The organism is Pseudomonas fragi (genome assembly GCF_002269505.1).
Classification (GTDB): Bacteria; Pseudomonadota; Gammaproteobacteria; order Pseudomonadales; family Pseudomonadaceae; genus Aquipseudomonas; species Aquipseudomonas fragi_D.
This window is the reverse complement of record NZ_NQKQ01000015.1, coordinates 15,255-41,386: the sequence shown is the minus strand read 5'-3', so window position 1 is coordinate 41,386 and position 26,132 is coordinate 15,255. Positions and strand designations below refer to the sequence as shown.

General features: G+C 59.9%; 22 protein-coding genes. 14 read left to right on the top strand and 8 right to left on the bottom strand.

The features are described from left to right. The first annotated feature begins 48 nt into the window (after positions 1-48). From CJU81_RS14450 to rarD, 3 genes are all read left to right on the top strand, one after another. A complete protein-coding gene (locus CJU81_RS14450) occupies positions 49-1,950 on the top strand; it encodes a PhoX family protein (protein WP_095037206.1) in 1,902 nt (633 codons plus the stop codon). 176 nt (positions 1,951-2,126) lie between these two features. After that, on the top strand, positions 2,127-3,101 hold the full coding sequence (locus CJU81_RS14445) for a serine/threonine protein kinase (RefSeq protein ID WP_095037205.1): 975 nt from the start codon (positions 2,127-2,129) through the stop codon (positions 3,099-3,101). A 237-nt stretch (positions 3,102-3,338) separates the two neighbouring features. Continuing rightward, entirely contained in the window at positions 3,339-4,226 is an 888-nt protein-coding gene (rarD, locus tag CJU81_RS14440; RefSeq protein WP_095037204.1) for an EamA family transporter RarD, read from the top strand. Positions 4,227-4,236: 10 nt separating this feature from the next. Here the strand turns inward: rarD and CJU81_RS14435 are convergent, their stop codons facing one another. Then, positions 4,237-4,755: a glycine cleavage system protein R gene (locus CJU81_RS14435; protein WP_095027459.1), complete on the bottom strand. Its 519-nt coding sequence runs from the start codon at positions 4,753-4,755 to the stop codon at positions 4,237-4,239. 442 nt (positions 4,756-5,197) lie between these two features. Here CJU81_RS14435 and CJU81_RS14430 point away from each other — a divergent pair, with 442 nt between their 5' ends. Continuing rightward, entirely contained in the window at positions 5,198-7,375 is a 2,178-nt protein-coding gene (locus CJU81_RS14430; protein WP_095037203.1) for a malate synthase G, read from the top strand. Between the two features lie 62 nt (positions 7,376-7,437). Here CJU81_RS14430 and CJU81_RS14425 read toward each other — a convergent pair whose 3' ends face one another. After that, complete coding sequence (locus CJU81_RS14425) at positions 7,438-7,878, bottom strand: response regulator (RefSeq protein ID WP_095037202.1); 441 nt, start codon at positions 7,876-7,878, stop codon at positions 7,438-7,440. 294 nt (positions 7,879-8,172) lie between these two features. Here CJU81_RS14425 and CJU81_RS14420 point away from each other — a divergent pair, with 294 nt between their 5' ends. The 7 genes from CJU81_RS14420 to CJU81_RS24080 all read left to right on the top strand — a co-directional run bounded on the left by CJU81_RS14420 (position 8,173) and on the right by CJU81_RS24080 (position 16,488). Further along, positions 8,173-10,107: a putative nucleotidyltransferase substrate binding domain-containing protein gene (locus tag CJU81_RS14420; protein ID WP_095037201.1), complete on the top strand. Its 1,935-nt coding sequence runs from the start codon at positions 8,173-8,175 to the stop codon at positions 10,105-10,107. Next, a complete protein-coding gene (locus tag CJU81_RS14415; RefSeq protein WP_095037200.1) occupies positions 10,104-10,814 on the top strand; it encodes a 3'-5' exonuclease in 711 nt (236 codons plus the stop codon). Before CJU81_RS14420 ends, CJU81_RS14415 begins: the two co-directional genes overlap by 4 nt. 222 nt (positions 10,815-11,036) lie before the next feature. After that, on the top strand, positions 11,037-11,561 hold the full coding sequence (locus tag CJU81_RS14410; protein WP_176464587.1) for an RNA polymerase sigma factor: 525 nt from the start codon (positions 11,037-11,039) through the stop codon (positions 11,559-11,561). Next, positions 11,558-12,535: a FecR family protein gene (locus CJU81_RS14405; protein WP_095037199.1), complete on the top strand. Its 978-nt coding sequence runs from the start codon at positions 11,558-11,560 to the stop codon at positions 12,533-12,535. The genes CJU81_RS14410 and CJU81_RS14405 overlap by 4 nt, the downstream gene beginning before the upstream one ends. Before the next feature lie 90 nt (positions 12,536-12,625). Beyond that, positions 12,626-15,061, top strand: coding sequence for a TonB-dependent siderophore receptor (locus tag CJU81_RS14400; RefSeq protein WP_095037198.1), 2,436 nt, complete (start codon positions 12,626-12,628; stop codon positions 15,059-15,061). A 141-nt stretch (positions 15,062-15,202) separates the two neighbouring features. Next, positions 15,203-16,315, top strand: a complete 1,113-nt coding sequence (locus CJU81_RS14395) for a PepSY-associated TM helix domain-containing protein (RefSeq protein WP_095037197.1) — start codon at positions 15,203-15,205, stop codon at positions 16,313-16,315. After that, positions 16,312-16,488 (top strand): hypothetical protein, encoded by a 177-nt coding sequence (locus CJU81_RS24080; RefSeq protein ID WP_095037196.1) that lies wholly within the window; start codon positions 16,312-16,314, stop codon positions 16,486-16,488. Before CJU81_RS14395 ends, CJU81_RS24080 begins: the two co-directional genes overlap by 4 nt. A 104-nt stretch (positions 16,489-16,592) precedes the next feature. On the opposite strand, the gene fba is transcribed toward CJU81_RS24080, so the two are convergent. The 5 genes from fba to tkt all read right to left on the bottom strand — a co-directional run bounded on the left by fba (position 16,593) and on the right by tkt (position 22,450). Then, complete coding sequence (gene fba / locus CJU81_RS14385; RefSeq protein WP_095037195.1) at positions 16,593-17,657, bottom strand: class II fructose-bisphosphate aldolase; 1,065 nt, start codon at positions 17,655-17,657, stop codon at positions 16,593-16,595. A 174-nt stretch (positions 17,658-17,831) separates the two neighbouring features. Beyond that, positions 17,832-18,050, bottom strand: coding sequence for a hypothetical protein (locus tag CJU81_RS14380; protein ID WP_016782492.1), 219 nt, complete (start codon positions 18,048-18,050; stop codon positions 17,832-17,834). A gap of 32 nt (positions 18,051-18,082) precedes the next feature. Further along, positions 18,083-19,246, bottom strand: coding sequence for a phosphoglycerate kinase (locus CJU81_RS14375; protein WP_095037194.1), 1,164 nt, complete (start codon positions 19,244-19,246; stop codon positions 18,083-18,085). Between the two features lie 26 nt (positions 19,247-19,272). After that, a complete protein-coding gene (gene epd / locus CJU81_RS14370; protein ID WP_095027469.1) occupies positions 19,273-20,328 on the bottom strand; it encodes an erythrose-4-phosphate dehydrogenase in 1,056 nt (351 codons plus the stop codon). Positions 20,329-20,452: 124 nt separating this feature from the next. After that, a complete protein-coding gene (gene tkt, locus CJU81_RS14365; protein ID WP_095037193.1) occupies positions 20,453-22,450 on the bottom strand; it encodes a transketolase in 1,998 nt (665 codons plus the stop codon). A 261-nt stretch (positions 22,451-22,711) separates the two neighbouring features. Between tkt and CJU81_RS14360 the strand changes: the two genes are divergently transcribed. The 3 genes from CJU81_RS14360 to CJU81_RS14350 all read left to right on the top strand — a co-directional run bounded on the left by CJU81_RS14360 (position 22,712) and on the right by CJU81_RS14350 (position 25,500). Next, entirely contained in the window at positions 22,712-23,707 is a 996-nt protein-coding gene (locus CJU81_RS14360) for an ArsR/SmtB family transcription factor (protein WP_095037192.1), read from the top strand. A gap of 19 nt (positions 23,708-23,726) precedes the next feature. Beyond that, complete coding sequence (metK, locus tag CJU81_RS14355; RefSeq protein WP_095037191.1) at positions 23,727-24,917, top strand: methionine adenosyltransferase; 1,191 nt, start codon at positions 23,727-23,729, stop codon at positions 24,915-24,917. A 187-nt stretch (positions 24,918-25,104) separates the two neighbouring features. Beyond that, the gene (locus tag CJU81_RS14350) at positions 25,105-25,500 is read left to right on the top strand and encodes a DUF1090 domain-containing protein (RefSeq protein ID WP_095027473.1); all 396 of its coding nucleotides are present in this window, start codon (positions 25,105-25,107) and stop codon (positions 25,498-25,500) included. A gap of 133 nt (positions 25,501-25,633) precedes the next feature. Here the strand turns inward: CJU81_RS14350 and CJU81_RS14345 are convergent, their stop codons facing one another. After that, entirely contained in the window at positions 25,634-26,083 is a 450-nt protein-coding gene (locus CJU81_RS14345) for a c-type cytochrome (protein WP_095037190.1), read from the bottom strand. Positions 26,084-26,132 lie beyond the last annotated feature (49 nt).

Below are 26,132 nucleotides of genomic sequence, written 5' to 3'. Positions count from 1 at the left end.
TACCCGCTGCTTAAGGTGTCTGCCAAAACCGTCAGAGCCGAGCCCGCCATGAGCCTATTAGAAGAAAACCAATCCACCGACCTTGAGCAGATGGTTGGCCTTAGTCGACGTGGCTTTATCAGCGCTGGCGCCTTGTGCGGCGCGGCGATGTTCCTCGGCGGCGGCCTGCTCGGGCGTAGCGCACTGGCGGCGGGTGTCAGCGCTGCCAACAGCAACTTGCTGGGGTTCGACAGTATCAACGCAGCCACCACCGATACCATCAGCCTGCCACCTGGCTACCGCGCCTCGGTGCTCATCAGCTGGGGCCAGCCGCTACAGGCCAACGGCCCGGCGTTTGACCCGGCCGGCAACGGCACTGCCAGCGAGCAGGAAGTGCAATTTGGCGACAACAACGACGGCATGAGCCTGTTTGCCTTCGCGGATGACTCGGACCGCGCCCTGATGGCAATCAACAATGAATACACCAACTACCGCTACCTCTACCCCCACGGTGGCACCCCCATCTCTGCCGAAGAAGTACGCAAGGCCCAGGCCAGTGAAGGCGTGTCGGTAATCGAAATCCAGCGCAAGGGCAACGGCTGGCAGTTTGTCCAGGGCTCACCCTTTAACCGGCGCATCCACGGCAACACCCCTATCCGCCTCAGCGGCCCCGCGGCGGGCCACGAGCTGCTGCGCACCCAGGCCGACGCTACCGGCAGCCGCGCATTGGGCACGTTCCAGAACTGCGCCAACGGCAAAACGCCGTGGGGCACCTACCTGACGTGCGAGGAAAACTTCACCGACTGTTTTGGCAGCTCTGATCCCAAACAGGCCTTCGACGCTGCACAAAAACGCTATGGCGTCGTCGCGGCCAGCAAAGATATCAACTGGCACCTGCACGACCCGCGCTTTGACCTGGCGCACAACCCCAACGAACTCAACCGTCACGGCTGGGTGGTGGAAATCGACCCGTTCGACCCGCTCTCAACACCGGTCAAACGCACTGCCCTGGGCCGTTTCAAGCACGAAAACGCCGCACTCGCCGAAACCGGCGACGGCCGTGCCGTGGTCTACATGGGCGACGATGAGCGCGGCGAGTTCATCTATAAATTCATCAGCCGCGACAGGATCGACCACCAGAACCCCAAGGCCAACCGCGATCTGCTCGACCACGGCACGCTTTATGTGGCGCGTTTTGACGGTGGCGACAGCAATCCCGATCGCCCTAAAGGCCACGGCCAGTGGGTTGAACTGAGCCACGGCAAAAACGGCGTCGATGCGACCAAGGGGTTTGCCAATCAGGCCGAGGTGTTGATTCATGCACGTATGGCGGCAAGCACCGTCGGGGCCACGCGTATGGATCGCCCGGAGTGGATTGTGGTCAGCCCCAAAGACGGCCAGGTCTATTGCACCCTGACCAACAACGTCAAACGTGGCGAGGATGGACAGCCGGCTGGCGGGCCCAACCCGCGTGAGAAAAACGTCTACGGGCAAATCCTGCGCTGGAAAGCCAAGAAGGGTGATCACGGCTCGGACACCTTTGACTGGGACCTGTTTGTGGTGGCCGGCAACCCGGCAGTGCACGGCAAAACGGCCAAAGGAGGCTCGGCCAACATCACCCCGCAAAACATGTTCAACAGCCCAGACGGCCTGGGTTTTGACGATGCAGGGCGCCTATGGGTCCTCACCGACGGCGATGCCAGCAACAGCGGCGACTTTGCCGGCATGGGCAATAACCAGATGCTCTGCGCCGACCCGGCCAGCGGTGAAATCCGCCGCTTCATGGTCGGGCCGATTGGCTGTGAAGTCACCGGCATCAGCTTCTCGCCCGACCACAAAACCCTGTTCGTAGGCATTCAGCACCCCGGCGAAAACGGCGGTTCCACCTTCCCCGAGCACCTGCCCAACGGCAAACCGCGTTCTTCGGTCATGGCCATTAGCCGGGAAGACGGCGGTATTGTAGGCGCGTAATACAAATCCCTTGTGGGAGCGAGCCTGCTCGCGATACAGGCGACATGGGCTTTCTGGATAACCGCAGTGATGTAATCGCGAACAGGTTCGCTCCCACAGGTTTTGTGCCAGCTTGTACCCGGTCTGCGCTAACATGCATGGCCGGACGCGGCAGCCTGCTGCGCGCAGGAGTCAGCATGTCTCATCCGTTTGCAACACTTACCCCTGATCTGGTGCTCGACGCCGTCGAGAGCATCGGTTTCCTGAGCGATGCCCGCGTGTTGGCGCTCAACAGCTACGAAAACCGCGTGTATCAGGTCGGCATCGAAGACTCGCAGCCGCTGATCGCCAAGTTCTATCGCCCTCAGCGCTGGACCAACGAAGCGATCCTCGAAGAACACCGCTTCACCTTCGAACTGGCCGACTGCGAAGTGCCCGTGGTGGCGCCGATGATTCACAACGGCCAAAGCCTGTTCGAACACCAGGGTTTTCGCTTTACCCTGTTTCCACGCCGTGGTGGCCGTGCGCCAGAGCCGGGCAATCTCGACCAGTTGTATCGTCTCGGGCAACTGCTTGGCCGCCTGCATGCCGTAGGTGCAACCAAGCCGTTCGAACACCGCGAAGCGCTGGGGGTGAAAAACTTCGGTCACGACTCGCTGACCACCCTGCTTGAAGGCAACTTTATTCCGCGCAGCCTGCTCCCGGCTTACGAGTCCGTCGCCCGCGACCTGCTCAAGCGCGTTGAAGACGTCTACGCCGCCACTCCGCACACCAACATCCGCATGCATGGCGATTGCCACCCCGGCAACATGATGTGCCGCGACGAAGTGTTCCATATCGTCGATCTTGATGACTGCCGCATGGGCCCTGCGGTACAGGACTTGTGGATGATGCTGGCCGGTGACCGTCAGGAATGTCTGGGGCAGCTGTCAGAATTAATGGACGGTTACAGCGAATTCCATGACTTCAACCCCCGCGAACTGGCGTTGATTGAACCGCTGCGCGCTTTGCGCCTGATGCACTACAGCGCCTGGCTGGCGCGACGCTGGGACGACCCGGCCTTCCCGCACAGCTTCCCGTGGTTTGGCAGCGAGCGCTATTGGGGTGACCAGATCCTGGCGTTACGCGAACAGCTTTCGGCACTCAATGAAGAGCCGCTGAAGCTGTTCTGACGCCATGCATGTGGCTCTTGTGGGAGCGGGCTTGCTCGCGATTGGGGCGATTGCGGTTTAACTAACAGACCGCAGCGCCTGCATCGCGAGCAAGCCCGCTCCCACAGAAAAACCGGGGCCGCTGCTGGTGCAAAAAAACATGCCCGCCTTGCAGATCTCCTGCACGACACGTCTGCAAAACCTGCTTACACTCTTGGCTTCTTCCGTGTCTGTTAGTTGCCTAAGCAAGGATTCTGCATGCAAGCCGCCAACCCGCGTCGCGGGTACATTCTAGGCCTCACGGCCTATGTCATCTGGGGCATCTTCCCGCTCTACTTCAAACTGCTGGCAAGCGTCCCGGCGGCCGAAATCATTGTTAACCGGGTGCTCTGGTCCGCCTTGTTCGGCTCACTGTTGCTGCTGGTATGGAAGCACCCCGGCTGGTGGCAGGAGCTGCGCGACAATCCCAAACGCCTTGGCGTGCTGACCATCAGCGGCCTGCTGATTGCCGCCAACTGGCTGACCTACGTGTGGGCAGTGAACAACGACCGCATGGTCGAAGCCAGCCTGGGCTATTACATCAACCCGCTGGTCAACGTGCTGCTCGGCATGTTGTTGCTGGGCGAACGCCTGCGACGCTTGCAGTGGATTGCCGTAGGCCTGGCCGCTGCGGGCGTGGCCCAGCAAGTGTGGCAAGTGGGCAGCCTGCCGTGGGTGTCGCTGGTGCTGGCACTGACATTCGGTTTTTACGGGCTGATCCGCAAACAGGCGCCAGTCAAGGCACTGCCGGGGCTGGTGGTGGAAACCTGGATTCTGGTGCCGGTGGCTATTGGCTGGTTGCTGTTACACCCCGAGGCCAACAGTGCTCATGTTGAGTTCTGGAGCACATCAGAAGCCTGGCTGCTCGTACTTGCCGGCCCGGCCACGCTGATTCCCCTGGTCAGTTTCAACGCCGCTGCACGGCATCTGCCCTACACCACTCTGGGCTTTATGCAGTACATCGCACCGACGCTGGTGTTGATTCTGGCGGTCTGGGTGTACGGCGAGCACTTGTCCGAAAGTACCTTGATCGCCTTTGCGTTTATCTGGGCCGGCTTGGTGGTGTACAGCCTCGATGCCTGGTTCAGCATGCGTCAGCGCAGCTGAACCGGCGGGGTTATTCCTCGGTACTGAACTTGAGGTCCACCAGCAGTTCATCCGCCAGGGTTTCCAGACGCTTTTGCAACACATCCAGCGACAGGGTCAGGGGCACAGCCAGAATGGCCTCGGCATGAAACAGCGGCTCGTTGCTCATGGGCGCGGGCCGCACATCGGTCACCAGCCGCTCCAGGCTCACCCCCTGCTCCGTCAGCACCCGAGTGATGTCACGCACAATACCGGGGCGATCGTTGCCCACCAGCTCCATGGCAATGGGCTTCCAGGTGCAGGACTGCTCGATGCCGCTTTCGGCGATCAACACCCGAATCCCTTCTTTTGACAGGCGTTGCAACGCATCGACCAGCTCATCGTGGGCTTCGGCAGGCACGCCGACACGCAGGATCCCGGCAAATTGCCCGGCCATGCGCGACATGCGACTCTCCAGCCAGTTACCACCATGCTCGGCGATGCACTGGGCAATGCGTTCGACCTGCCCGGCCTTGTCCTGGGCAAAGACCGTAATCACAAGATGGTTCATGGCGGGGGCTCTCTTATTAGGGGGAATCGAATGAGTATAGGCCGCCATGAAATGCCCGTAGTCGCTGCCGAAGGCTGCGAAGGGTTTGGTGCGCCACTGCGACGCAGCAACCCGTTTTCCAAAGAGCGACACAACCCACTTCGCAGATCAAAACAGACCGCCAACCATTAAATTGTGTACTGTTTTTAGAATTATCTGGAACAACCTGCCTGTTTCTTGAGAACATCCTGTTCTTGCGTGTGACCGTTAGCGTAAAAACGGTCGCAGAACGACGTGATCAGTCTGATTTTCACATCTGCAATTGATCATGTAGTATGCCTCGGCAGCCACTACATAACTTGCAACATAGTCTGCCAAGGCGTCTGCAATCCCCGTACAAACCCGCTCTGGCGGTGTTTTGAGAAGCGCTCCAGGCTTTAAATAAAAATGAGTGAGGCAAGCAATGACTGAACACGTTCACGTCGGTGGCCTGCAGGTCGCCAAAGTCCTGTTCGACTTCGTCAACAACGAAGCTATCCCCGGTACCGGCCTCACCGCCGATCAGTTCTGGGCCGGTGCCGACAAGGTCATCAATGACCTGGCACCCAAGAACAAAGCACTGCTCGCCAAACGCGATGATTTGCAGGCGCGGATCGACGCCTGGCACCAGGCCCAGGCCGGCAAGGCCCATGACGCCGTGGCTTATAAGGCCTTCCTCCAGGACATCGGGTATCTGCAGCCAGAAGTTGCAGATTTCCAGGCAACGACGCAAAACGTCGATGACGAAATCGCCCGCATGGCCGGCCCGCAATTGGTGGTACCGGTGATGAATGCGCGCTTTGCCCTCAACGCTTCGAACGCCCGTTGGGGTTCGCTGTACGACGCCCTGTATGGCACCGATGCCATCAGCGAAGCCGATGGCGCCGAAAAGGGTAAAGGCTACAACAAGGTACGCGGCGACAAGGTCATTGCCTTCGCCCGCGCCTTTCTCGACGAAGCTGCGCCCCTGGCCAGCGGCTCCCACGTTGACTCCAGCGGCTACGCCATCGTTGACGGCGCCTTGCAGGTGACCCTCAAGGGCGGTGCCAGCACCGGCCTGCGCGACACCGCACAGCTGATCGGTTACCACGGCTCGGCCGCAGCGCCGACGGCCGTGCTGCTCAAGCACAACGGCCTGCACTTCGAAATCCAGGTCGATGCCAACAGCCCTGTCGGCCAGACCGATGCAGCAGGCGTCAAAGACGTGCTGATGGAAGCCGCCCTGACCACCATCATGGACTGCGAAGACTCGGTCGCTGCGGTCGATGCCGATGACAAGGTGGTGATCTACCGCAACTGGCTCGGCCTGATGAAAGGCGACCTCAGTGAGCAAGTGTCCAAGGGCGGCCAGACCTTCACCCGCACCATGAACCCGGATCGCGAGTACACCGCACCCAACGGCGGCACCGTCAGCCTGCATGGCCGTTCGCTGCTGTTCGTGCGCAACGTGGGTCACCTGATGACCATCGACGCGATCCTCGACAAAGACGGCCACGAAGTGCCCGAAGGCATCCTCGACGGCCTGTTGACCAGCCTGGCAGCGATCCACAGCCTCAACGGCAAGGCCACGCGCAGCAACAGCCGCACCGGCTCGGTGTACATCGTCAAGCCGAAGATGCACGGCGCTGAAGAGGCCGCGTTCACCAACGAACTGTTCGGCCGCATCGAAGACGTGCTCAAGCTGCCACGCAACACGCTCAAAGTCGGGATCATGGACGAAGAGCGCCGCACCACCGTCAACCTCAAGGCGTGCATCAAAGCCGCCAGCGAGCGTGTGGTGTTTATCAACACCGGCTTCCTTGACCGTACCGGCGACGAGATTCACACCTCGATGGAAGCCGGCCCGGTAGTACGCAAGGCCGACATGAAAGCCCAGAAGTGGATTTCGGCCTACGAAAACAACAACGTCGATGTCGGCTTGAGCACTGGCCTGCAAGGTCGTGCACAAATCGGTAAAGGCATGTGGGCCATGCCCGACCTGATGGCGGCGATGCTCGAACAGAAAATCGCTCACCCGCTGGCCGGCGCCAACACCGCGTGGGTGCCATCACCGACCGCCGCTGCGTTGCACGCACTGCACTACCACAAGGTTGACGTGTTCGCCCGTCAGGCCGAGCTGGCCAAGCGTACACCGGCTTCGGTGGACGACATCCTGACCATCCCGCTGGCGGTGAACCCGCAGTGGACCCCGGAACAGATCCAGAACGAACTGGACAACAACTCCCAGGGCATCCTGGGCTACGTTGTGCGCTGGATCGACCAGGGCGTGGGTTGTTCGAAGGTGCCGGATATCAATGACATCGGCCTGATGGAAGACCGTGCCACGCTGCGTATTTCCAGCCAGCACATCGCCAACTGGCTGCGTCACGGCATCGTCAACCAGGACCAGGTCATGGCCAGCCTCAAGCGCATGGCGCCGGTGGTCGATCGCCAAAACGCCAACGACGCGCTGTACCGTCCGCTGGCGCCAGACTTCGACAGCAACATCGCCTTCCAGGCGGCCGTCGAACTGGTGATCGAAGGTAGCAAGCAGCCTAATGGCTATACCGAGCCGGTACTGCACCGTCGCCGTCGCGAGTTCAAGGCCAAAAACGGCCTGTAACCCGCAGTCATAAAAAAGCCCCGAACATTCGGGGCTTTTTTTTTGACCTGTGGGAGCAAACCTTACATCCCCAGTTCCTGGCGGATCAGCTTGAGCAGTTTTTCGGTATCAATGGGCTTGAGCAGAAAATCCACCACGCTCAGGTGCATGGCATCGATGGCGTCACGCACGTTCGCATCGCCCGACATGATGATGATCGGCAGGGCCGCTCGCTCTGATTCACGCACTTTGCGAATCAGATGCAAGCCATCGTGGGGCAGCATGCGCAAATCGGTGAGCATCAAATTAATCGGCTTGCCCGATGCCAACAGCGCCAGCGCCTGTTCTTCATTGCTGGCCTTGAGGCACTCAATGGCATTGAGTTCCAGAAACTCGGCCAACAACTCACGAGCTACCGGGTCGTCTTCAACAATCAACACACATGACGAGGCCGAAGCAGGTGTCTGCATGACCTCTTGCAAGGCCTCACGTTCGGCGTCAGTCAAAATGTCGTGTTCGGTCATAGGCTTCTCGAAAGCGGCCTTGCAGGCGAAATATCCTAACAGCGTAGTCGGTTATCTATATCTGGCTGCCAATGTGCGCTCAGAGGCAGGTAATTCCAAGACTGTAAGCACAAGAAATATGCAAAATCTCTGTACGACTTTTCAAAAACAGCAGCACAACGCTGCCCCATAGACTTACGTCCAATGGGCACCCGCGCGCAGACCGCCGAGCATGAGGGATAGAAATACACCATGGGGCGCAGCCCTGTCCGGTCATAACAACAACGGCTCACAACCTACAACGCGGTATCAGTAATGAGTAAATCGGATGCGTTTCTCCAGGCAGGGAAAACCGCGGTGTTGCAGAACATTCACGGCACCATGCAGTTTTTGCAGCGATTCCCGCCGTTCAACCAAATGGAAAACACTCACCTGGCGTATCTGGTCGAGCAGTGCCAACTGCGCTTCTATGCCCCGGGCGAAAGCATCATCCGACCGACTGACGGGCCGGTGGAACACTTCTATATCGTCAAGCAGGGCCGAGTGGTCGGCGAGCGTACCCACGCCGGGCGCGAAGAGGCCCAGACGACCTTCGAGATCACCGCTGGCGAGTGCTTCCCCCTTTCCGCACTGCTGGGCGAGCGCGCTACGCGCACCGAACACCGCGCCGCCGAAGATACGTTCTGCCTGCAACTGAACAAGGCCGCGTTCATCAAGCTGTTTGCCCTGTCTGACGAGTTCCGCGACTTTGCCCTGCGCGGCGTCAGCAGCCTGCTCGACAAGGTCAATCAGCAAGTGCAGCAAAAAGCCGCGCAAACCCTCGGCACGCAATACTCGCTCAACACCCGCCTGGGCGAACTGGCCATGCGCCACCCGGTAACTTGCGCCCCTCATGTTGCACTGCGCGAAGCCGTTCGGCTGATGCACGAACAGCAGGTGGGCAGCATTGTCGTGGTCGACGAGCACAAGGCTCCGCTGGGGATTTTCACCCTGCGCGACCTGCGTCAGGTGGTGGCCAATGGCATTGAGGACTTCGAGCAGGCCATTGATCTGCACATGACCCCCGAGCCGTTCTACCTGAGCCCCGACCACAGCGCTTTCGACGCCGCAATCGCCATGACCGAGCGGCATATTGCCCACGTGTGCCTGGTTAAAGATCAACGCCTGTGTGGCGTTGTTTCCGAACGCGACCTGTTTTCCTTGCAACGGGTCGACCTGGTGCACCTGGCGCGTACCATCCGCCATGCTCCACGACTGGATACCCTGATCAACCTGCGCGGCGAAATCGGCCAGCTGGTTGAACGCATGCTGGCCCACGGTGCGTCTTCCACGCAGATCACCCACATCATCACCCAGCTCAACGATCACACCGTATGCCGGGTGATCGAACTGGTACTGGCCGACAAGGGCGACCCTGGTGTGCCGTTTACCTGGCTGTGCTTTGGCAGCGAAGGCCGACGCGAGCAAACCCTGCACACCGACCAGGACAACGGCATCCTGTTCGAAGCCAAAGACGCCGCCGAGGCCGCCGACATTCGCCTGCGCCTGCTGCCCATTGCCCAGCAGATCAACCATCATCTGGCAGCCTGCGGCTTTACCCTGTGCAAGGGCAACATCATGGCCGGCAACCCCGACCTGTGCCTGTCCCGTGCCGAATGGGCACGCCGCTTTGCGGCCTTTATCCGCGAGGCCACTCCGGAAAACCTGCTGGCCAGCACCATCTATTTCGACCTGCGCGTGGTCTGGGGCGATGAACGGGGCTGCGCGCAGCTGCGCCGCGGCATCCTTGAGCAAGTGGCCGACAACCGTCTGTTCCAGCGCATGATGGCCGACAACGCGTTGCGTCACCGCCCGCCGGTGGGGCGTTTTCGCGAGTTTGTGCTGGAGCGCAAAGGCAGCGACAAGGCCACCCTCGACCTCAAGGTCCAGGGCCTCACACCTTTTGTCGACGGCGCGCGCCTGCTGGCGCTGGCCAACGGTGTCGAAGCCAACAACACCCTGGAACGCTTGCGCCAACTGGTTGCCCTGGACGTGATTGAAGCGCTGGACGGCGCCGCCTACGAGGAGGCGTATCACTTCATCCAGCAAACCCGCATGCAACAGCACCAGTTGCAAACCCGGGAAAACCGCCCGTACTCCAACCGCGTCGACCCCGACAGCCTGAACCAGCTGGACCGCCGCATCCTGCGTGAAGCACTGCGTCAGGCCCAGCGTCTGCAAAGCAGCCTGGCCCTGCGGTATCAGCTATGAGCCTGTTGTCCTGGTTGTTGCCGCGCAAAAAACCGCTGTTAAGCCTTGAGCAGCAGCAACGCCTGCAGCAACTGGCGCCCGCTCCGCCGTTGAGCGAGAAGCCATTGCGCTCGCAGCGCTGGGTTGTGGTGGACCTGGAGACCAGTGGCCTGAACCTTAGCCGCGATCAAGTGCTGTCGATGGGTGCGGTAGTGATTGAAGACGGCGCGATCGACCTGGGCCAGGCGTTTGAACGAACCCTGCAGCGTCCCGACAACACTCTGAGCCCCAGCATATTGCTGCATGGCCTGGGGCCTGCGGCCATTGCTGCAGGCAGTGACCCGGTGGACGCCCTGCTCGATTTCATGGACTTTGTGGGTGATAGCCCGGTACTGGCGTTTCATGCGCCGTTTGACCAGCACATGCTCACTCGCTCCCTCAAAGACAGCCTGGGCTACCGCTTGCAGCACCCGTTTATGGATGTGGCTGCACTGGCACCGATGCTGTGCCCGCAGGTGCATCAGCGCGAAGCCGGGCTCGACCAGTGGATCAACCACTTCCACCTGCAAGTGGAAGACCGCCACAACGCCAGCGCCGACGCCCTGGCCACTGCCGAACTGGCCCTGATCCTGTTCAGCCGCGCCCGGGCACAGGGCATCGACAGCCCCCTGGCCTTACAGCAGCGGCTCAACCAGTGGCAGCGGCGCAAGCAGATGCACGGCTTTTAAGAGCGCCCTCACCCTGGCCCTCTCCCGGAGGGAGAGGGGACTGATATGTGGTGTTACGCAAAATTGCTTTTGCCTTTAGCCCCCTCTCCCTCCGGGAGAGGGTTGGGGTGAGGGCAGCTAGCTGCAACGGTCAAAAATCATCCGATGAGCGTCAATTGCGTAGGGCCATTCCCTCTGCCACAATCGCGAATAATTATCGTTAGTTAAAACTTGCAGTCGGTGATGCCCTTGTCGTCAGTCCAAAACCCCCACAGTGAGCTGGTTGGAGCGCTTTATCGCGACCATCGCGGCTGGCTGCTGGCGTGGTTACGACGCAACGTGGCCTGCCCTCAGCGCGCAGAAGACCTTAGCCAGGACACCTTCGTGCGCCTGCTGGGCCGTACCGAACTGCAGGCTCCCCGCGAGCCCCGGGCCTTTTTGGCAGCCATCGCCAAGGGTCTGCTGTTTGACTACTTTCGGCGCGCTGCACTGGAGCAGGCCTGGCTCAACGAATTGATGCTGATCCCCGAGGCCGAGCAGCCTTCGCCTGAGGCCCAGCAACTGATCCTTGAAGACCTCAAGGCCATCGACCGCATGCTGAGCAAGCTGTCGAGCAAATCCCGTGCGGCCTTCCTGCACAGCCGGCTCGACGGTATGACCCACGCCGAAATCGCCGAACGCCTGGGCGTGTCGGTGCCCCGTGTGCGCCAATACCTGGCCCAGGGTATTCGCCAGTGCTATATCGCCCTGTATGGCGAACCAACATGAGCCAGGCCAATACCAAACCGGTCTCGGCCCAGGTCCTGGACGCCGCCATTGCCTGGCAACTATGCCTGGATTGCGGTAACGGCAGCGCGGTGGAGCAGGCCGAATTCGCCAAGTGGTACAGCGCCAGCGAAGAACACGCCCGCGCCTGGTTGCAGCTGGGCATGCTCGATCAACGCTTCAGCAATACCAGCATCCCCGCACGCAATGCCCTGCTTAATGCACGCAATGGCGCGCAACAGCGGGCGCGCAAGATCGGCAGCGGCCTGGCGAGTATCGCGCTGGTGTGCGGGCTGGCCCTGTTCGCCGGTAAAAGCTACCTGCCCATCGATTACTGGATGGCCGACCAGCGTACCGCCACCGGCGAACAGCGGCAGATGCGGCTGGCCGATGGCACGCTGCTCAACCTCAATACCCACAGTGCAGTCGATGTGCGTTTTGACGACAGCACCCGGCGCATAGTCCTGCAAGAAGGCGAGATCATGGTCGAGACCGGCCACGGCGACCCTCGCCCCTTTATCGTACAAACCCGCGATGGCAGCTTGCTGGCCCTGGGCACACGCTTCATGGTCAAACGTGAAGACGACGGCACGCGCCTGAGCGTGCTGCAATCGCGGGTACAGGCCCAACCTGAAGACAGCATCGAACACACCATCTACAGCGAAGGCCAGCAAGTACTGATGCACCGCGACCACCTGGGCCAGATGTTCGCCATCAGCCCCGGAGCCGACGCCTGGACACGCGGCATGCTGGTACTGGATAACGTGCGCCTGGCTGACATGGTGGGTGAACTCAACCGCTACCACCGCGGCCACCTGGGTGTTGACCCGCAAGTGGCCGACTTGCGCATTACCGGCAGCTTCCCGCTGAACAACATCGAACTGGCACTCAACGCCCTGCTGCCGACCTTGCCGGTCGAGATCCGGCAGCGTACGCCGTGGTGGGTAACAGTTGGCGCCAAGCCGCAAAACCACTGAATCTAAATTATTTTCAATTAGCCCTATCACTTTTCCAATCTCGTCCGGCAGATAGGCATTGAGAAACATTTTCATTCAGGAACCCGCCGAATGTCCCGCACCCTCGACACATTTTTGCGTCCCAGCCTGTTGGCTGTCGCCATCGCCCTTAGCGCCCCGCTGGCCAGCACCGCGCTGATTGCCGCCGAGCAGGCCTCGTCTGCGCGCAACTACAATTTGCCCGCCGGGCCATTGGCGGCCACCCTGAACCAGATCGCCAGCCAGGCCGGCATCACCCTGGCCATCGACTCGTCCTTGCTGGCAGGCAAAACCTCGGCGCCGGTCAACGGTACGTTCGAGGCAACCACCGCGCTGCGTGAGGCGTTGCAGGGGAGCGGGTTGCAGTTGGTGCCGGGCAGTGCTGGCAGCTTCACACTGATCGAAATCCCCCAGGGCGCATTGGCTCTGGGGGCAACGACCATCTCCGGCCAGGGCACTTACGAAAGCGCCTGGGGCCCGGTGGAAGGTTATCTCGCCCAGCGCACAGCGTCAGGCACCAAAACCGATACCTCACTGGCAGAGGCTCCGCGCTCCATCTCCGTTGCTACCCGTAGCCAGATGCAGGACCGGGCGGTGCAAAACCTGGATGACGCAGTTCGCTATATGCCTGGCGTTACGGCCAGCAGCTACGGCAGCGACAGCCGCTCGGAGTGGCTTAAGGTTCGGGGTTTCGAACCGACCCAGTTTCTCGACGGTCTGCCCCTGCCCAAGGGTTCCTACACCATGCCCAAGCTGGAAACCTGGGACCTAGAGCGCGTAGCCCTGCTCCGTGGCCCAGCGTCATCGGTCTACGGCCAGACCCCTGCCGGTGGCTTGCTGGACATGGTCAGCCGTCGCCCGCAAGACACCCCAAGCCATGAAGTGCAGGTCCAGGTCGGCAGCTACCAGCGCAAGCAAATCAGCTTCGACAGCACCGGCCCGATCGATGATGAAGGCCGCTTTCTGTACCGTATCAGCGGCCTGGTGCGCGACAGTAATACGGCAATCGATCACAACGAAGACAAACGCTACAACCTCGCACCGAGCCTGACCTGGAACATCGACCCGGACACCAAGCTGACCTTCCTCAGCCAGTTCAACCGTGACGACACTGGTATCACCAGCCAGTTCTTACCGATCCAGGGCACCAAGGTCGACTCACCGGCGGGCAAGGTGAAGTATCACGAGAACCTGGGTGATCCGAAGTGGGAGTACTACGACAAAACCTACTACGCACTCGGCTACGCTTTTGAACACCGTTTTGACGATGTGTGGCAGTTCCACCAGAACCTGCGTTACACCAAAAGTGACCTGTCCTTTCAGGGCATCACGGCTGGCGGTTACTACGGTTCTGTTGCCGACGACGGCACCTTGCAGCGCGGCGCCAACATCGTGAATGAGGACATCAGCCAATTCGCCGTGGATAACAACTTCCAGGCGGACTTCAACACTGGCGCCCTCAAGCACACTGTTCTGATCGGGCTCGACCACCAGCGCGTCAACACCAACTACAAGTGGCAATACGGCGCGGCTCCGGCCAGCAACATCATCAACCCGATCTACGGGCAAGACTTCAGTAACGTCAAATACACCGCCTATAACGACTACAACCAGAAAACCCGCGATACCGGCCTCTACCTGCAAGACCAGATGGCACTGGATAACTGGCGTTTGACCCTGGGCGGACGCCAGGACTGGTTGCACACCGACACCACGTTCTACAACGAGAACAACGCGCGCGACAAACGCGATGACAGCGCCTTCACCGGCAATGCCGCGCTCAGCTATGTGTTCGACTCGGGCTTCACACCTTATGTGTCCTATGCCGAATCGTTCCAGGCCGAGCCAGGCGGCTTTGGCGGCAAGGCCTTCAAGCCCGGCACCGGCAAGCAATACGAAGTGGGCCTCAAGTACCAGCCACCCGGCACCGAGATGCTGTTCACCGCTGCCGTGTATGACCTGACCCGTAAAAACATCGTGCTCAGCGACACCCTTGGTGTAAGCCGGCCACTGGGTGAAGCTAACGTGCGCGGCGTGGAACTGGAGGCCGTGGGCAACGTCAACGATAACCTTAAGCTGACTGCTGCCTACACCTATGCCAACACCAAGATGACCAAGGTCTCCGACCCGCTGGACAAGAACCGTCCACTACCCCTGACGCCTGAACATCAAGCCTCGATCTGGGCGGACTACACCTGGCACAAAGGCGCTCTGGATGGCTTCGGCGTCGGCTTTGGTGCCCGTTACATTGGCGAAACCGACAATATCGCGATCGGCAGCATGGCCTATGTGCCCGACGCCTCTTATGGCCACACAGACGCTTACACCGTCTACGACGCCGCGGTGCATTACGACTTGGGCAAGGTCAGCAAAACGCTCAAAGGCGCCACGGTTTCTGTGAACGCCAACAACGTATTCGACAAGGAATACCTGTCGACCTGCGACGGTTTCTACTGCTACTACGGCGACCGCCGCAACGTAATGGCCAGCGTCAACTACAAGTGGTAACCCGCTAAGGGCTGCACCACCTTCCCCCTGTGGGAGCGGGCTTGCCCGCGATGGCATCACCTCGGCTTTTCCAGACACACCGAGTTGCCTGCATCGCGAGCAAGCCCGCTCCCACCGGGGGTTTACGCATTCAGGATCTTCATGAAAAGCAAAACCATCCGCCGCTGGTCCTTTATCCACACCTGGACCAGCCTGATTTGCACCGCGTTCTTGCTGATGCTGGCACTGACCGGCCTGCCGTTGATTTTTCATCATGAAATCGACCATCTGCTGGGCGATGCGCCACAGGTCAAGGAACTGCCCGCCGACACCCCGACCCTGGATCTGCAACAACTGGTGCGCGCCGCCGAAGCCCATCGGCCGGGTGAAGTCATGCAGTACTTCGGCTGGGAAGAAGACGAGCCCAATGCCGTCCTCACGATCATGGCGCCCACCGCCGGCACCGAACCCAATTCGTCCCACACCTTTATGCTCGATGCTCGCACCGGCGAAGCCATTGAGGTGCCGTCAGCCAATGGCGGGCTCATGATGGTCATGCTGCGCCTGCATGTGGACATGTTCGCCGGGCTGCCCGGCAAGCTGTTGCTGGCCTTTATGGGGCTGTTGTTTGTGCTGGCGATCATCTCCGGCACAGTGCTGTACCTGCCCTTTATGCGCCGCCATGAATTCGCCACCGTGCGCACGGACAAATCCACCCGCTTGCGCTGGCTCGACCTGCACAACCTGATTGGCGCCGTAACCCTGACCTGGGCCTTGGTGGTAGGTGTGACCGGGGTTATCAGTGCCTGTGCCGATCTGATTATTGCCGCCTGGCGTAATGACAGCCTCAGCGCCATGATCGAACCCTACCGCGACGCCCCGCCACTGACCCGTCTCGCCCCGGCCAGCCAGTTGCTGGAGATCGCCGCCAAAGCCGCGCCCGGCATGCGCCCGGATTTTATCGCGTTCCCGGGCACGCGGTTCTCCAGCGAGCACCATTACGCAGTCTTTATGAAAGGCAGCACGCACCTGACCTCGCACCTGCTGACCCCGGTATTGATCGATGCCAGTACCCTGGAGGTCACCGCCGTGGCCGGACGACCGTGGTACATGGACGCCATGGGCATGTCCCAACCGCTGCATTTTGGCGATTACGGCGGCATGCCGATGAAAATCCTCTGGGCGGCTCTCGATGTGCTGACCATTGTGGTGCTCGGCAGCGGGCTGTACCTGTGGTGGGTGCGCAGACGCGCGGCCAGGGAGAGCGCACGATGAGGCCGCGTCAGTCGAACTTCTGGAAAGTGTTTTCCATCCCGCTGGCCATTGGCCTGGTCAGCGTAACGGGCTTGTTCAGTGCGCTATTGGGTGACGACGCCTGGGATGTATTGAGCTGGATTGGCTTGGGTATTCCTGTGTGGATCAGTGTACGCGGGCTGCTCAAGCGCTGAGCCAAGCCGCTGCCCTCACCCCAACCCTCTCCCTCGGGAGAGGGCCATAACTGACACCCACAAAAAAGCCCGCATCGCTGCGGGCTTTTTAGTACGCGCCGGTCTTAGTTGACCTTGGCGTTCAGCTCACCTTTGAGGTAACGCTGGTACATGACTTCCAGAGAGATCGGTTTGATCTTCGAAGCATTACCGGCAGTACCGAAGGCTTCGTAACGGGCAATACACACGTCACGCATGGCCGTTACGGTGGCGCCGAAGAACTTGCGCGGGTCGAACTCGCTCGGGTTGGTTGCCATCAGACGACGCATCGCGCCAGTCGATGCCAGGCGCAAGTCGGTGTCGATGTTGACCTTGCGCACGCCGTGCTTGATGCCTTCAACGATTTCTTCTACCGGCACACCGTAGGTTTCTTTGATGTCGCCGCCGAACTCGTTGATGATCGCCAGCCACTCTTGTGGCACAGAAGACGAACCGTGCATCACCAGGTGAGTGTTCGGGATACGCTTGTGGATCTCTTTGATACGGTCGATTGCCAGTACGTCGCCAGTAGGTGGCTTGGTGAACTTGTAAGCGCCGTGGGAAGTACCGATGGCAATGGCCAGGGCATCTACTTGGGTGCGCTTGACGAAGTCAGCCGCTTCTTCCGGGTCGGTCAGCATCTGGCTGTGATCCAGAACGCCTTCTGCACCGATGCCGTCTTCTTCGCCAGCCATACCGGTTTCCAGAGAACCCAGGCAGCCCAGCTCGCCTTCAACCGATACGCCGCAAGCATGCGCCAGGGCAACGGTTTGCTGAGTAACGCGAACGTTGTAGTCGTAGTCAGTCGGGGTCTTGCCGTCTTCGCCCAGCGAGCCGTCCATCATGACCGAGCTGAAACCCAGCTGGATCGAGCGCTGGCACACGTCAGGGCTGGTGCCGTGGTCCTGGTGCATGCACACCGGGATATGCGGGAATTCTTCGATTGCAGCCAGGATCAGGTGACGCAGGAATGGAGCACCTGCGTACTTGCGCGCACCGGCCGAAGCCTGAACGATCACCGGGGAGTCGGTCTTGTCAGCGGCTTCCATAATGGCGCGCATCTGCTCAAGGTTGTTTACGTTAAAGGCTGGAACGCCGTAGCCGAATTCGGCGGCGTGGTCCAACATCTGGCGCATGCTGATAAGTGCCATTGTGTATGTCTCTCCCGGACAAGGGTCGTTAATCGTGCAAGCCTGCCGTAGCGGCGGCTGCTATTCAAGTTATTGCAGATCGGGGGTTTGCCCCGATTTGACCAATTCGATTTAGCTGAAACGTTACAGCTTCAGCTATAGCTATGCGGCCCATAAGGTGGGCCGCATATCACATCAAGGGCACCCGCGCTCTTGTGAAGCCTTGGGCGACTCGTATTTTTCCAGCGCCTCAGGCCCTGAGCGTTTATTGACCAGCGGCACACTTTGCGCCTGCCAGTCAGCCTGGTAACAACCACTCTCTTCAGGGGTTGCAGCCTCGGGCGCCGGCTTGCTCGAGCCGGCGCAACCGGCCAAAAAGCCCGCGATCATCAACAGCGGTAACAACTTGACCATGTCCATGCTTCCTTTCAGGGCCTGAAACACCTTCAGGCTTTGGCGCGGCTTTCCAGGATCTCAACGGCAGGCAGTACCTTGCCTTCGACGAACTCCAGGAATGCACCACCGCCGGTGGAGATGTAGGAGATTTGATCAGCAATGCCGTACTTGTCGATAGCCGCCAGGGTGTCGCCGCCGCCAGCAATCGAGAACGCCGAACTGTCAGCAATGGCCTGGGCCAGAACCTTGGTACCGTTGCCGAACTGGTCGAACTCGAACACACCCACCGGGCCGTTCCACAGGATAGTCTTCGAAGACTTGAGCAGCTCGGCAAAATGCGCAGCGGTTTGCGGGCCGATGTCCAGAATCATGTCGTCGGCAGCCACATCAGCGATCAGCTTGACGGTTGCAGCAGCACTTTCAGCGAACTCTTTGGCCACGACTACGTCGGTAGGCAGGGGCACATTGACCTTGGCAGCGATGGCGCGAGCGGTTTCCAGCAGGTCAGGCTCGTACAGCGACTTGCCCACCGGGTGACCGGCAGCAGCCAGGAAGGTGTTGGCGATACCGCCACCCACGATCAGCAGATCGCAGATCTGGCTCAGGCTGTTCAGCACTTCCAGTTTGGTCGACACCTTGGAGCCGGCAACAATGGCTGCCATCGGCTTGGCCGGAGCGCCCAGCGCCTTGCCCAGGGCTTCCAGCTCAGCGGCCAGCAACGGGCCAGCAGCCGCAACCTTGGCAAACTTGGCCACGCCGTGGGTCGAGCCTTCGGCGCGGTGAGCAGTGCCGAAAGCGTCCATCACAAACACGTCGCACAGGGCGGCGTATTGCTTGGCCAGTTCGTCGGCGTTCTTCTTTTCGCCCTTGTTGAAGCGCACGTTTTCAAACAGCACGATGTCGCCGGCTTTGACGTCGACGCCATTGAGGTAATCGCTGACCAGCGGCACTTCACGGCCCAGGGCCTTGCTCAGGTAGTCGGCTACAGGCTTGAGGCTGTTTTCAGCCGAAAACTCGCCTTCAGTCGGGCGGCCCAGGTGCGAGCAGACCATAACCGCCGCGCCTTTTTCCAAAGCCAGCTTGATGGTCGGCAGCGAAGCGAGGATACGCGCATCGCTGGTGACTACACCGTCCTTGACTGGGACGTTGAGGTCTTCGCGGATCAGTACGCGTTTACCTTGCAGATCGAGGTCGGTCATCTTCAACACGGTCATGGGTCACAATTCCTGAGTTTCTAATGTTAGAGAGCGGGTTTTGGGTGGGTAACGTGCAAGTAATGCTCTGCCACATCGATCATTCGATTGGCAAAACCCCATTCGTTGTCGAACCAGGCCAGCAGGTTCACCAGGCGTGGGCCGGAAACGCGGGTCTGGCTGGCATCGACAATCGCCGAATGCGGGTCATGATTGAAATCACAGCTGGCGTGCGGCAACTCGGTATAGGCCAGCAAGCCTTTGAGCGGACCGCTGGTGGCAGCCTCGCGCAGCAGGCGGTTCACTTCTGTGGCATCGGTGTCCCGCGCCGTGGTCAGAGTGATGTCCAGGCACGACACGTTCAAGGTCGGCACCCGTACCGCTTTGGCCTGAATCCGGCCAGCAAGTTCCGGCAACAGACGCTCGATGCCCTTGGCCAGGCCGGTAGACACCGGAATCACTGACTGAAACGCCGAACGTGTACGACGCAGGTCTTCATGATGGTAGGCATCGATTACCGGCTGATCGTTCATCGCCGAGTGAATCGTGGTGATCGACACGTACTCAAGGCCAAGGGCCTGATCCAGCAGACGCAACAGCGGCACACCGCAGTTGGTGGTGCAGGAGGCGTTGGACACCAGGCGTTCTTCGCCGGTAAGGCTGTGCTGGTTGACGCCATAAACGATGGTGGCGTCGACATCGGCGTCGCTGGCCATCGGTTGCGAAAACAGCACGCGAGGTGCCCCGGCATCCAGAAAACGCTGGCCATCGGCGCGGGTGTTGTAGACGCCGGAGCATTCCAGCACCAGGTCAACGCCCAACGCGGCCCAGTCGATCCCCTCGGGGGTGGCACTGCGGAACACTTTCACGCAGTCGCCATTGATATGCAGGCAGTCGCCTTCGATCCGTATCTCGCCGGGGAACCGGCCATGAGTGGAATCGAAGCGCGTCAAATATTCGAGGCTGGCCATATCGGCCAGATCATTGAGTGCAACAATTTCAAACCCGGCAGCAGCTCCTCGCTCGAACAACGCACGCAAGACGCAACGACCAATCCGGCCGTAGCCATTGAGTGCAACTTTGTAGGGACGCGGTTGAGGCATGGGGTTCTCGATTACCAAGGTGAATCCTTCACCACTACTATTTCGCGAGCAGGCTCGCTCCCACATGGACTATTAGATCCTGTGGGAGCGAGCCTGCTCGCGAATAAGGCAGCCACTTTGTTACTTAGTCTTCCAGCAGTTCGTCAGCCTGACCCAGGATGTTTTCCAGGGTGAAACCGAACTCTTCGAACAAGGCAGGCGCAGGCGCCGACTCGCCGTAGGTGGTCATGCCGATCACGCGGCCTTCCAGGCCCACGTACTTGTACCAGTAGTCTGCGTGGGACGCTTCGATCGCGATACGGGCGCTCACCTGCAGCGGCAGAACCGACTGCTTGTAGCCTGCATCTTGAGCTTCGTACACGCTGGTGCAAGGCATCGATACAACACGAACCTTGCGGCCCTGTTCGGTCAGTTTTTCCCAGGCCTGAACGGCCAGGCCCACTTCGGAACCGGCCGAGATCAGGATCAGTTCAGGCTCGCCTGCACAATCCTTCAGCACGTAACCACCACGGTTGATGTCGGCAATCTGGCCAGCATCACGGGTTTGGTGGTTGAGGTTCTGACGCGAGAAGATCAACGCGGACGGGCCGTCGTTGCGCTCCAGGGCGTATTTCCAGGCAGCTGCGGATTCCACCGCATCGGCTGGGCGCCAGGTGTCCAGGTTCGGCGTGGTACGCAGGCTGGTCAGTTGCTCGATCGGCTGGTGAGTCGGGCCGTCTTCGCCCAGGCCGATGGAGTCGTGGGTGAACACATAGATTACGCGCTGCTTCATCAGGGCCGACATGCGGATGGCGTTGCGGGCGTATTCCATGAACATCAGGAAGGTTGCGCCGTAAGGCACCAGGCCGCCGTGCAGGGCAACACCGTTCATGATGGCGCTCATGCCGAACTCGCGTACGCCGTAGTACACGTAGTTGCCGCTGGCGTCTTCAGCCGAAACACCTTTGCAACCTTTCCAAATGGTCAGGTTGGAACCGGCCAGGTCAGCGGAGCCGCCCAGCAGTTCAGGCAACAGCGGGCCGAAAGCGTTCAGGGCGTTCTGGCTGGCTTTACGGCTGGCGATGGTTTCGCCTTTGGCCGCGACTTCAGCGATGTAGGCGTTAGCCTTGGCATCGAAGTCAGCTGGCAGTTTGCCGCTTAGGCGACGGGACAGCTCAGCGGCCAGTTCCGGGAACTCGGCAGCGTAGGCAGCGAAACGTTTGTCCCACTCGGACTCAACAGCAGCGCCGACTTCCTTGGCATCCCATTCGGCGTAGATATCAGCCGGGATTTCAAATGGGCCGTGGTTCCAGTTCAGAGCCTTGCGGGTCAGGGCGATTTCGTCGTTGCCCAGTGGCGCACCGTGGCAGTCTTCCTTGCCCTGCTTGTTCGGCGAACCGAAACCGATCGTGGTTTTGCAGCAGATCAGCGTTGGTTTGTCGCTTTTGCGTGCAGTTTCGATCGCAGTTTTGATTTCTTCCGGATCGTGACCGTCAACGTTACGGATCACTTGCCAGTTGTAGGCTTCGAAACGCTTTGGCGTGTCGTCGGTGAACCAGCCTTCAACTTCGCCATCGATGGAGATGCCGTTGTCGTCGTAGAACGCGATCAGTTTGCTCAGGCCCAAGGTGCCGGCCAATGAGCCAACTTCGTGGGAAATGCCTTCCATCATGCAGCCATCACCCAGGAACACGTAGGTGTGGTGATCGACAACGTTATGGCCAGGACGGTTGAACTGCGCGCCCATGACTTTTTCGGCCAGGGCAAAGCCCACAGCGTTGGCCAGGCCCTGACCCAACGGGCCAGTAGTGGTTTCAACGCCCGGCGTGTAACCCAGCTCCGGGTGGCCCGGGGTGCGGCTGTGCAGCTGGCGGAAGTTTTTCAGGTCGTCGATCGACAGGTCATAGCCGGTCAGGTGCAACAACGAGTAGATCAGCATCGAACCATGGCCGTTGGACAGCACGAAGCGGTCACGGTCAGCGAACGAAGGATTGCTCGGGTTGTGCTTCAGATAATCGCGCCACAGTACTTCGGCGATATCCGCCATACCCATAGGGGCACCTGGATGGCCGCTGTTGGCTTTTTGCACGGCATCCATGCTGAGTGCACGAATGGCGTTGGCACGCTCACGACGGCTGGGCATCGCTGTTCTCCTGGGTATTGAAAGTTAAATCGAAACGGAAAAAAGGCGAGCATTTTCCCTCACCCACCGCCCTCGGGGCAATGACAGATAGTCAGCTGAAACGTTTTTCCTTTGATCTGGCAGCCAATCTGTTAAGGATCGGACATTTCATTTCGTTAATAAGCACACCTCACCCGACAAACGCGCCACTTATCGACCAATATCAAAAAGTTTTGATATTGAACTTGCGAGTGCTTGAGCGGGTAACTAGACTGCGGCCCCATGAACTTACGCGTGCCTTCAATCCGCCATGACGATTGCGACGAGCTCTCCGCCCTGTGCAAGGCTGGAGGCGATCCGCTGCGACTCAATGTGCTGCGCGCGTTGGCCAACGATTCGTTTGGTGTGCTGGAGCTGGCGCAGATTTTCGCCACCGGCCAATCCGGGATGAGCCACCACCTCAAGGTGCTGTCCCAGGCGCGACTGGTCGCAACCCGGCGCGAAGGCAATGCGATTTTTTATCGCCGCGCCCTGCCCCATACCGAACAACTGGGCGGCAAATTGCATGCAGCACTGCTGGAAGAGGTCGATAACCTGACCTTGCCCGCCGAAGTACAGGCGCGCATCAGCGCCGTACACAGCCAACGTGCAGCCGCCAGTCAGGACTTTTTCTCACGCATCGCCGAAAAGTTTCGCGCTCAACAGGATTTGATCGCCGGCTTGCCGCAATACCGGGACAGTGTTTTAACCCTGCTCGACAAACTGAGCTTCAGCCCGGCGGCCACGGCCCTGGAAGTTGGCCCCGGCGATGGCAGTTTCTTGCCTGACCTGGCCCGTCGCTTCCATCAGGTCACGGCACTGGACAACAGCCCGGTGATGCTTGGGTTGGCCCGCCAGCTGTGTGAACGCGAGTCACTGAACAACGTCAGCCTGATCCTGGCCGACGCGCTGCATGAAGCACCGATCCAGGCCGACTGCGTGGTTGTGAATATGGTCTTGCACCATTTCGCCGCACCGGCTGAAGCACTCAAGCAACTGGCAACCTTGCTGCAACCAGGCGGTAGCCTGCTGGTAACAGAGTTGTGCAGCCATAATCAGGCGTGGGCCCGCGAGGCTTGCGGTGATTTATGGCTGGGTTTTGAACAAGATGATCTGGCCCATTGGGCCACCGCTGCGGGACTCGTTCCCGGGGAAAGCCTCTATGTAGGCTTACGTAATGGTTTCCAGCTTCAGGTCCGCCACTTTCAGCGGCCAGCTGGCGACACTCACCATCGGTAAATATTAGGAAACCGTCGAGATGAGCGAATACTCCCTTTTCACCTCCGAGTCCGTGTCTGAAGGGCATCCGGACAAAATCGCCGACCAGATTTCTGACGCGGTGCTGGACGCCATCATTGCTGAAGACAAGTTCGCCCGTGTGGCGTGCGAGACTCTGGTGAAAACCGGCGTAGCAATCATCGCCGGCGAAGTGACCACTTCGGCCTGGGTAGACCTGGAGCAGATCGTTCGTGACGTGATCACCGACATCGGCTACACCAGCTCCGACGTCGGTTTCGACGGCGCGACCTGCGGCGTGATGAACATCATCGGCAAGCAGTCCCCTGACATCAACCAGGGTGTTGACCGTGCCAAGCCTGAAGATCAGGGTGCCGGCGACCAGGGTCTGATGTTCGGCTACGCCAGCAACGAAACCGACGTGCTGATGCCAGCACCGATCACCTTCTCTCACCAGTTGGTTCAGCGCCAGGCAGAAGCCCGCAAATCCGGCCTGCTGCCGTGGTTGCGCCCGGACGCCAAGTCCCAGGTCACTTGCCGCTACGAAGGCGGCAAGGTTGTAGCCATCGACGCCATCGTGCTGTCGACCCAGCACAACCCTGAAGTGTCGTACAAGGACCTGCGCGAAGGCGTGATGGAACTGATCGTCAAGCATGTGCTGCCAGCCGAGCTGCTGCACAAGGACACCCAGTTCCACATCAACCCTACCGGCCAGTTCATCATCGGTGGCCCGGTTGGCGACTGCGGCCTGACCGGTCGCAAGATCATCGTTGACACCTACGGCGGCATGGCCCGTCACGGTGGCGGCGCGTTCTCGGGTAAAGATCCATCCAAGGTTGACCGTTCGGCAGCCTATGCCGGTCGCTACGTAGCCAAGAACATCGTGGCTGCAGGTTTGGCTGATCGTTGCGAGATCCAGGTTTCCTACGCTATCGGCGTCGCTCAACCGACTTCGATTTCGTTGAACACCTTCGGCACTGGCAAAATCTCCGACGACAAAATCATCAAGCTGGTACGTGACATATTCGACCTGCGTCCATACGCCATCACCACCATGCTTGACCTGCTGCACCCGATGTACCAGGAAACTGCTGCTTACGGTCACTTCGGCCGCACCCCGCAGACCAAAACTGTTGGCGACGATACCTTCACCACGTTTACGTGGGAGCGTACCGACCGCGCCGAAGAACTGCGCGCCGCTGCTGGCCTGTAAGTAAACCGGCGGCACAAAAAGCCCCGCACAGGTGACTGTGCGGGGCTTTTTGCTGCTGGCGGGAAATGCCCGACGGCTTGTTTGCACGCGGATGCTGCTAACATCCACGGTTTAGATCCGCCGAAACGCTCTTGTGCAGCGTTTTTTCAGCCTTATTTAATTGTCATCTTTGGTCATGGAGCTATTTATGAAATTACTTTCACCGCTCGCCCTGTTTACTGTTTGCGGCCTGCTGGCCTCCCCGCTGATGGCTGCTGATGCAGCCCCGGAACTGACCGGTTGTGCCGCCAAGAAACAAGCCATCACCCTGCAACTTGAGCAGGCTCGCGCCCACGGCAACAGCAACCAGGTGGCCGGTCTGGAAAAAGCCCTGAGCGAAGTTGAAGCTCATTGCACCGACGCGGGCCTGCGCAAGGAACGTGAAAACAAGGTGCTGGAAGCCAAGCATGAAGTCAGCAAGCGCCAGGCGGATCTGGACAAGGCCATGAAGAAAGGCGACCCGGAAAAAATCGACAAGCGCAAAAACAAGCTGGCCGAATCGCGCAAAGAACTACAGGAAGCGCTGGATCAGCTGGACAAGTAATACGCTAAAGCGCCCTCACCCCAACCCTCTCCCGAAGGGAGAGGGGGCTGATTTGTGGCGATCTTGAAGCCGCGTGCGTTAAGTTCCCTCTCCCTCCGGGAGAGGGCCAGGGTGAGGGGCTTTTGATCTTTACTCAGTGGTTCCTGAACGCCTTGTGGCACGCACTGCAGGTGTCTTCGACTTTCTGCACCGCAGGGGTCAGGTTGCTGGCTTTGTAGGGCTGCACCTGGCTGGCGATTACCAGCTCACCCGTGGCGGCCTCCAATTGACGCGCCAGCTCCTGAAAACGGGCCTGCTTTTGCCAGACATCATCAGTAGCGCTGGTTTGATCAGTCTCTTTAACCTGTGGGAAATGCTTCCAAGGTTCATGAGCCAGGGCATCCAGCTTGATGGCACCCTCAGTAAAGCGCGGGCCATCGAACGGAATTCGGCCCCGCAACATGCCGCCCAGGTCTTCGCTGGTCTTGAGCATTTGCTTGAAAATCGCTTTACGCTGGCCCAGCGGCGAATCGGGATCAACCCCGCCACACGCAGTCAGCGTCAGGCAGGCGAGCACTACAACAGTCAGGCGTTTAAGAGTCATGGTGGCTTCAGGTCACGGAAATCGGTCGCCAGTATCCTCGCGTCACCTG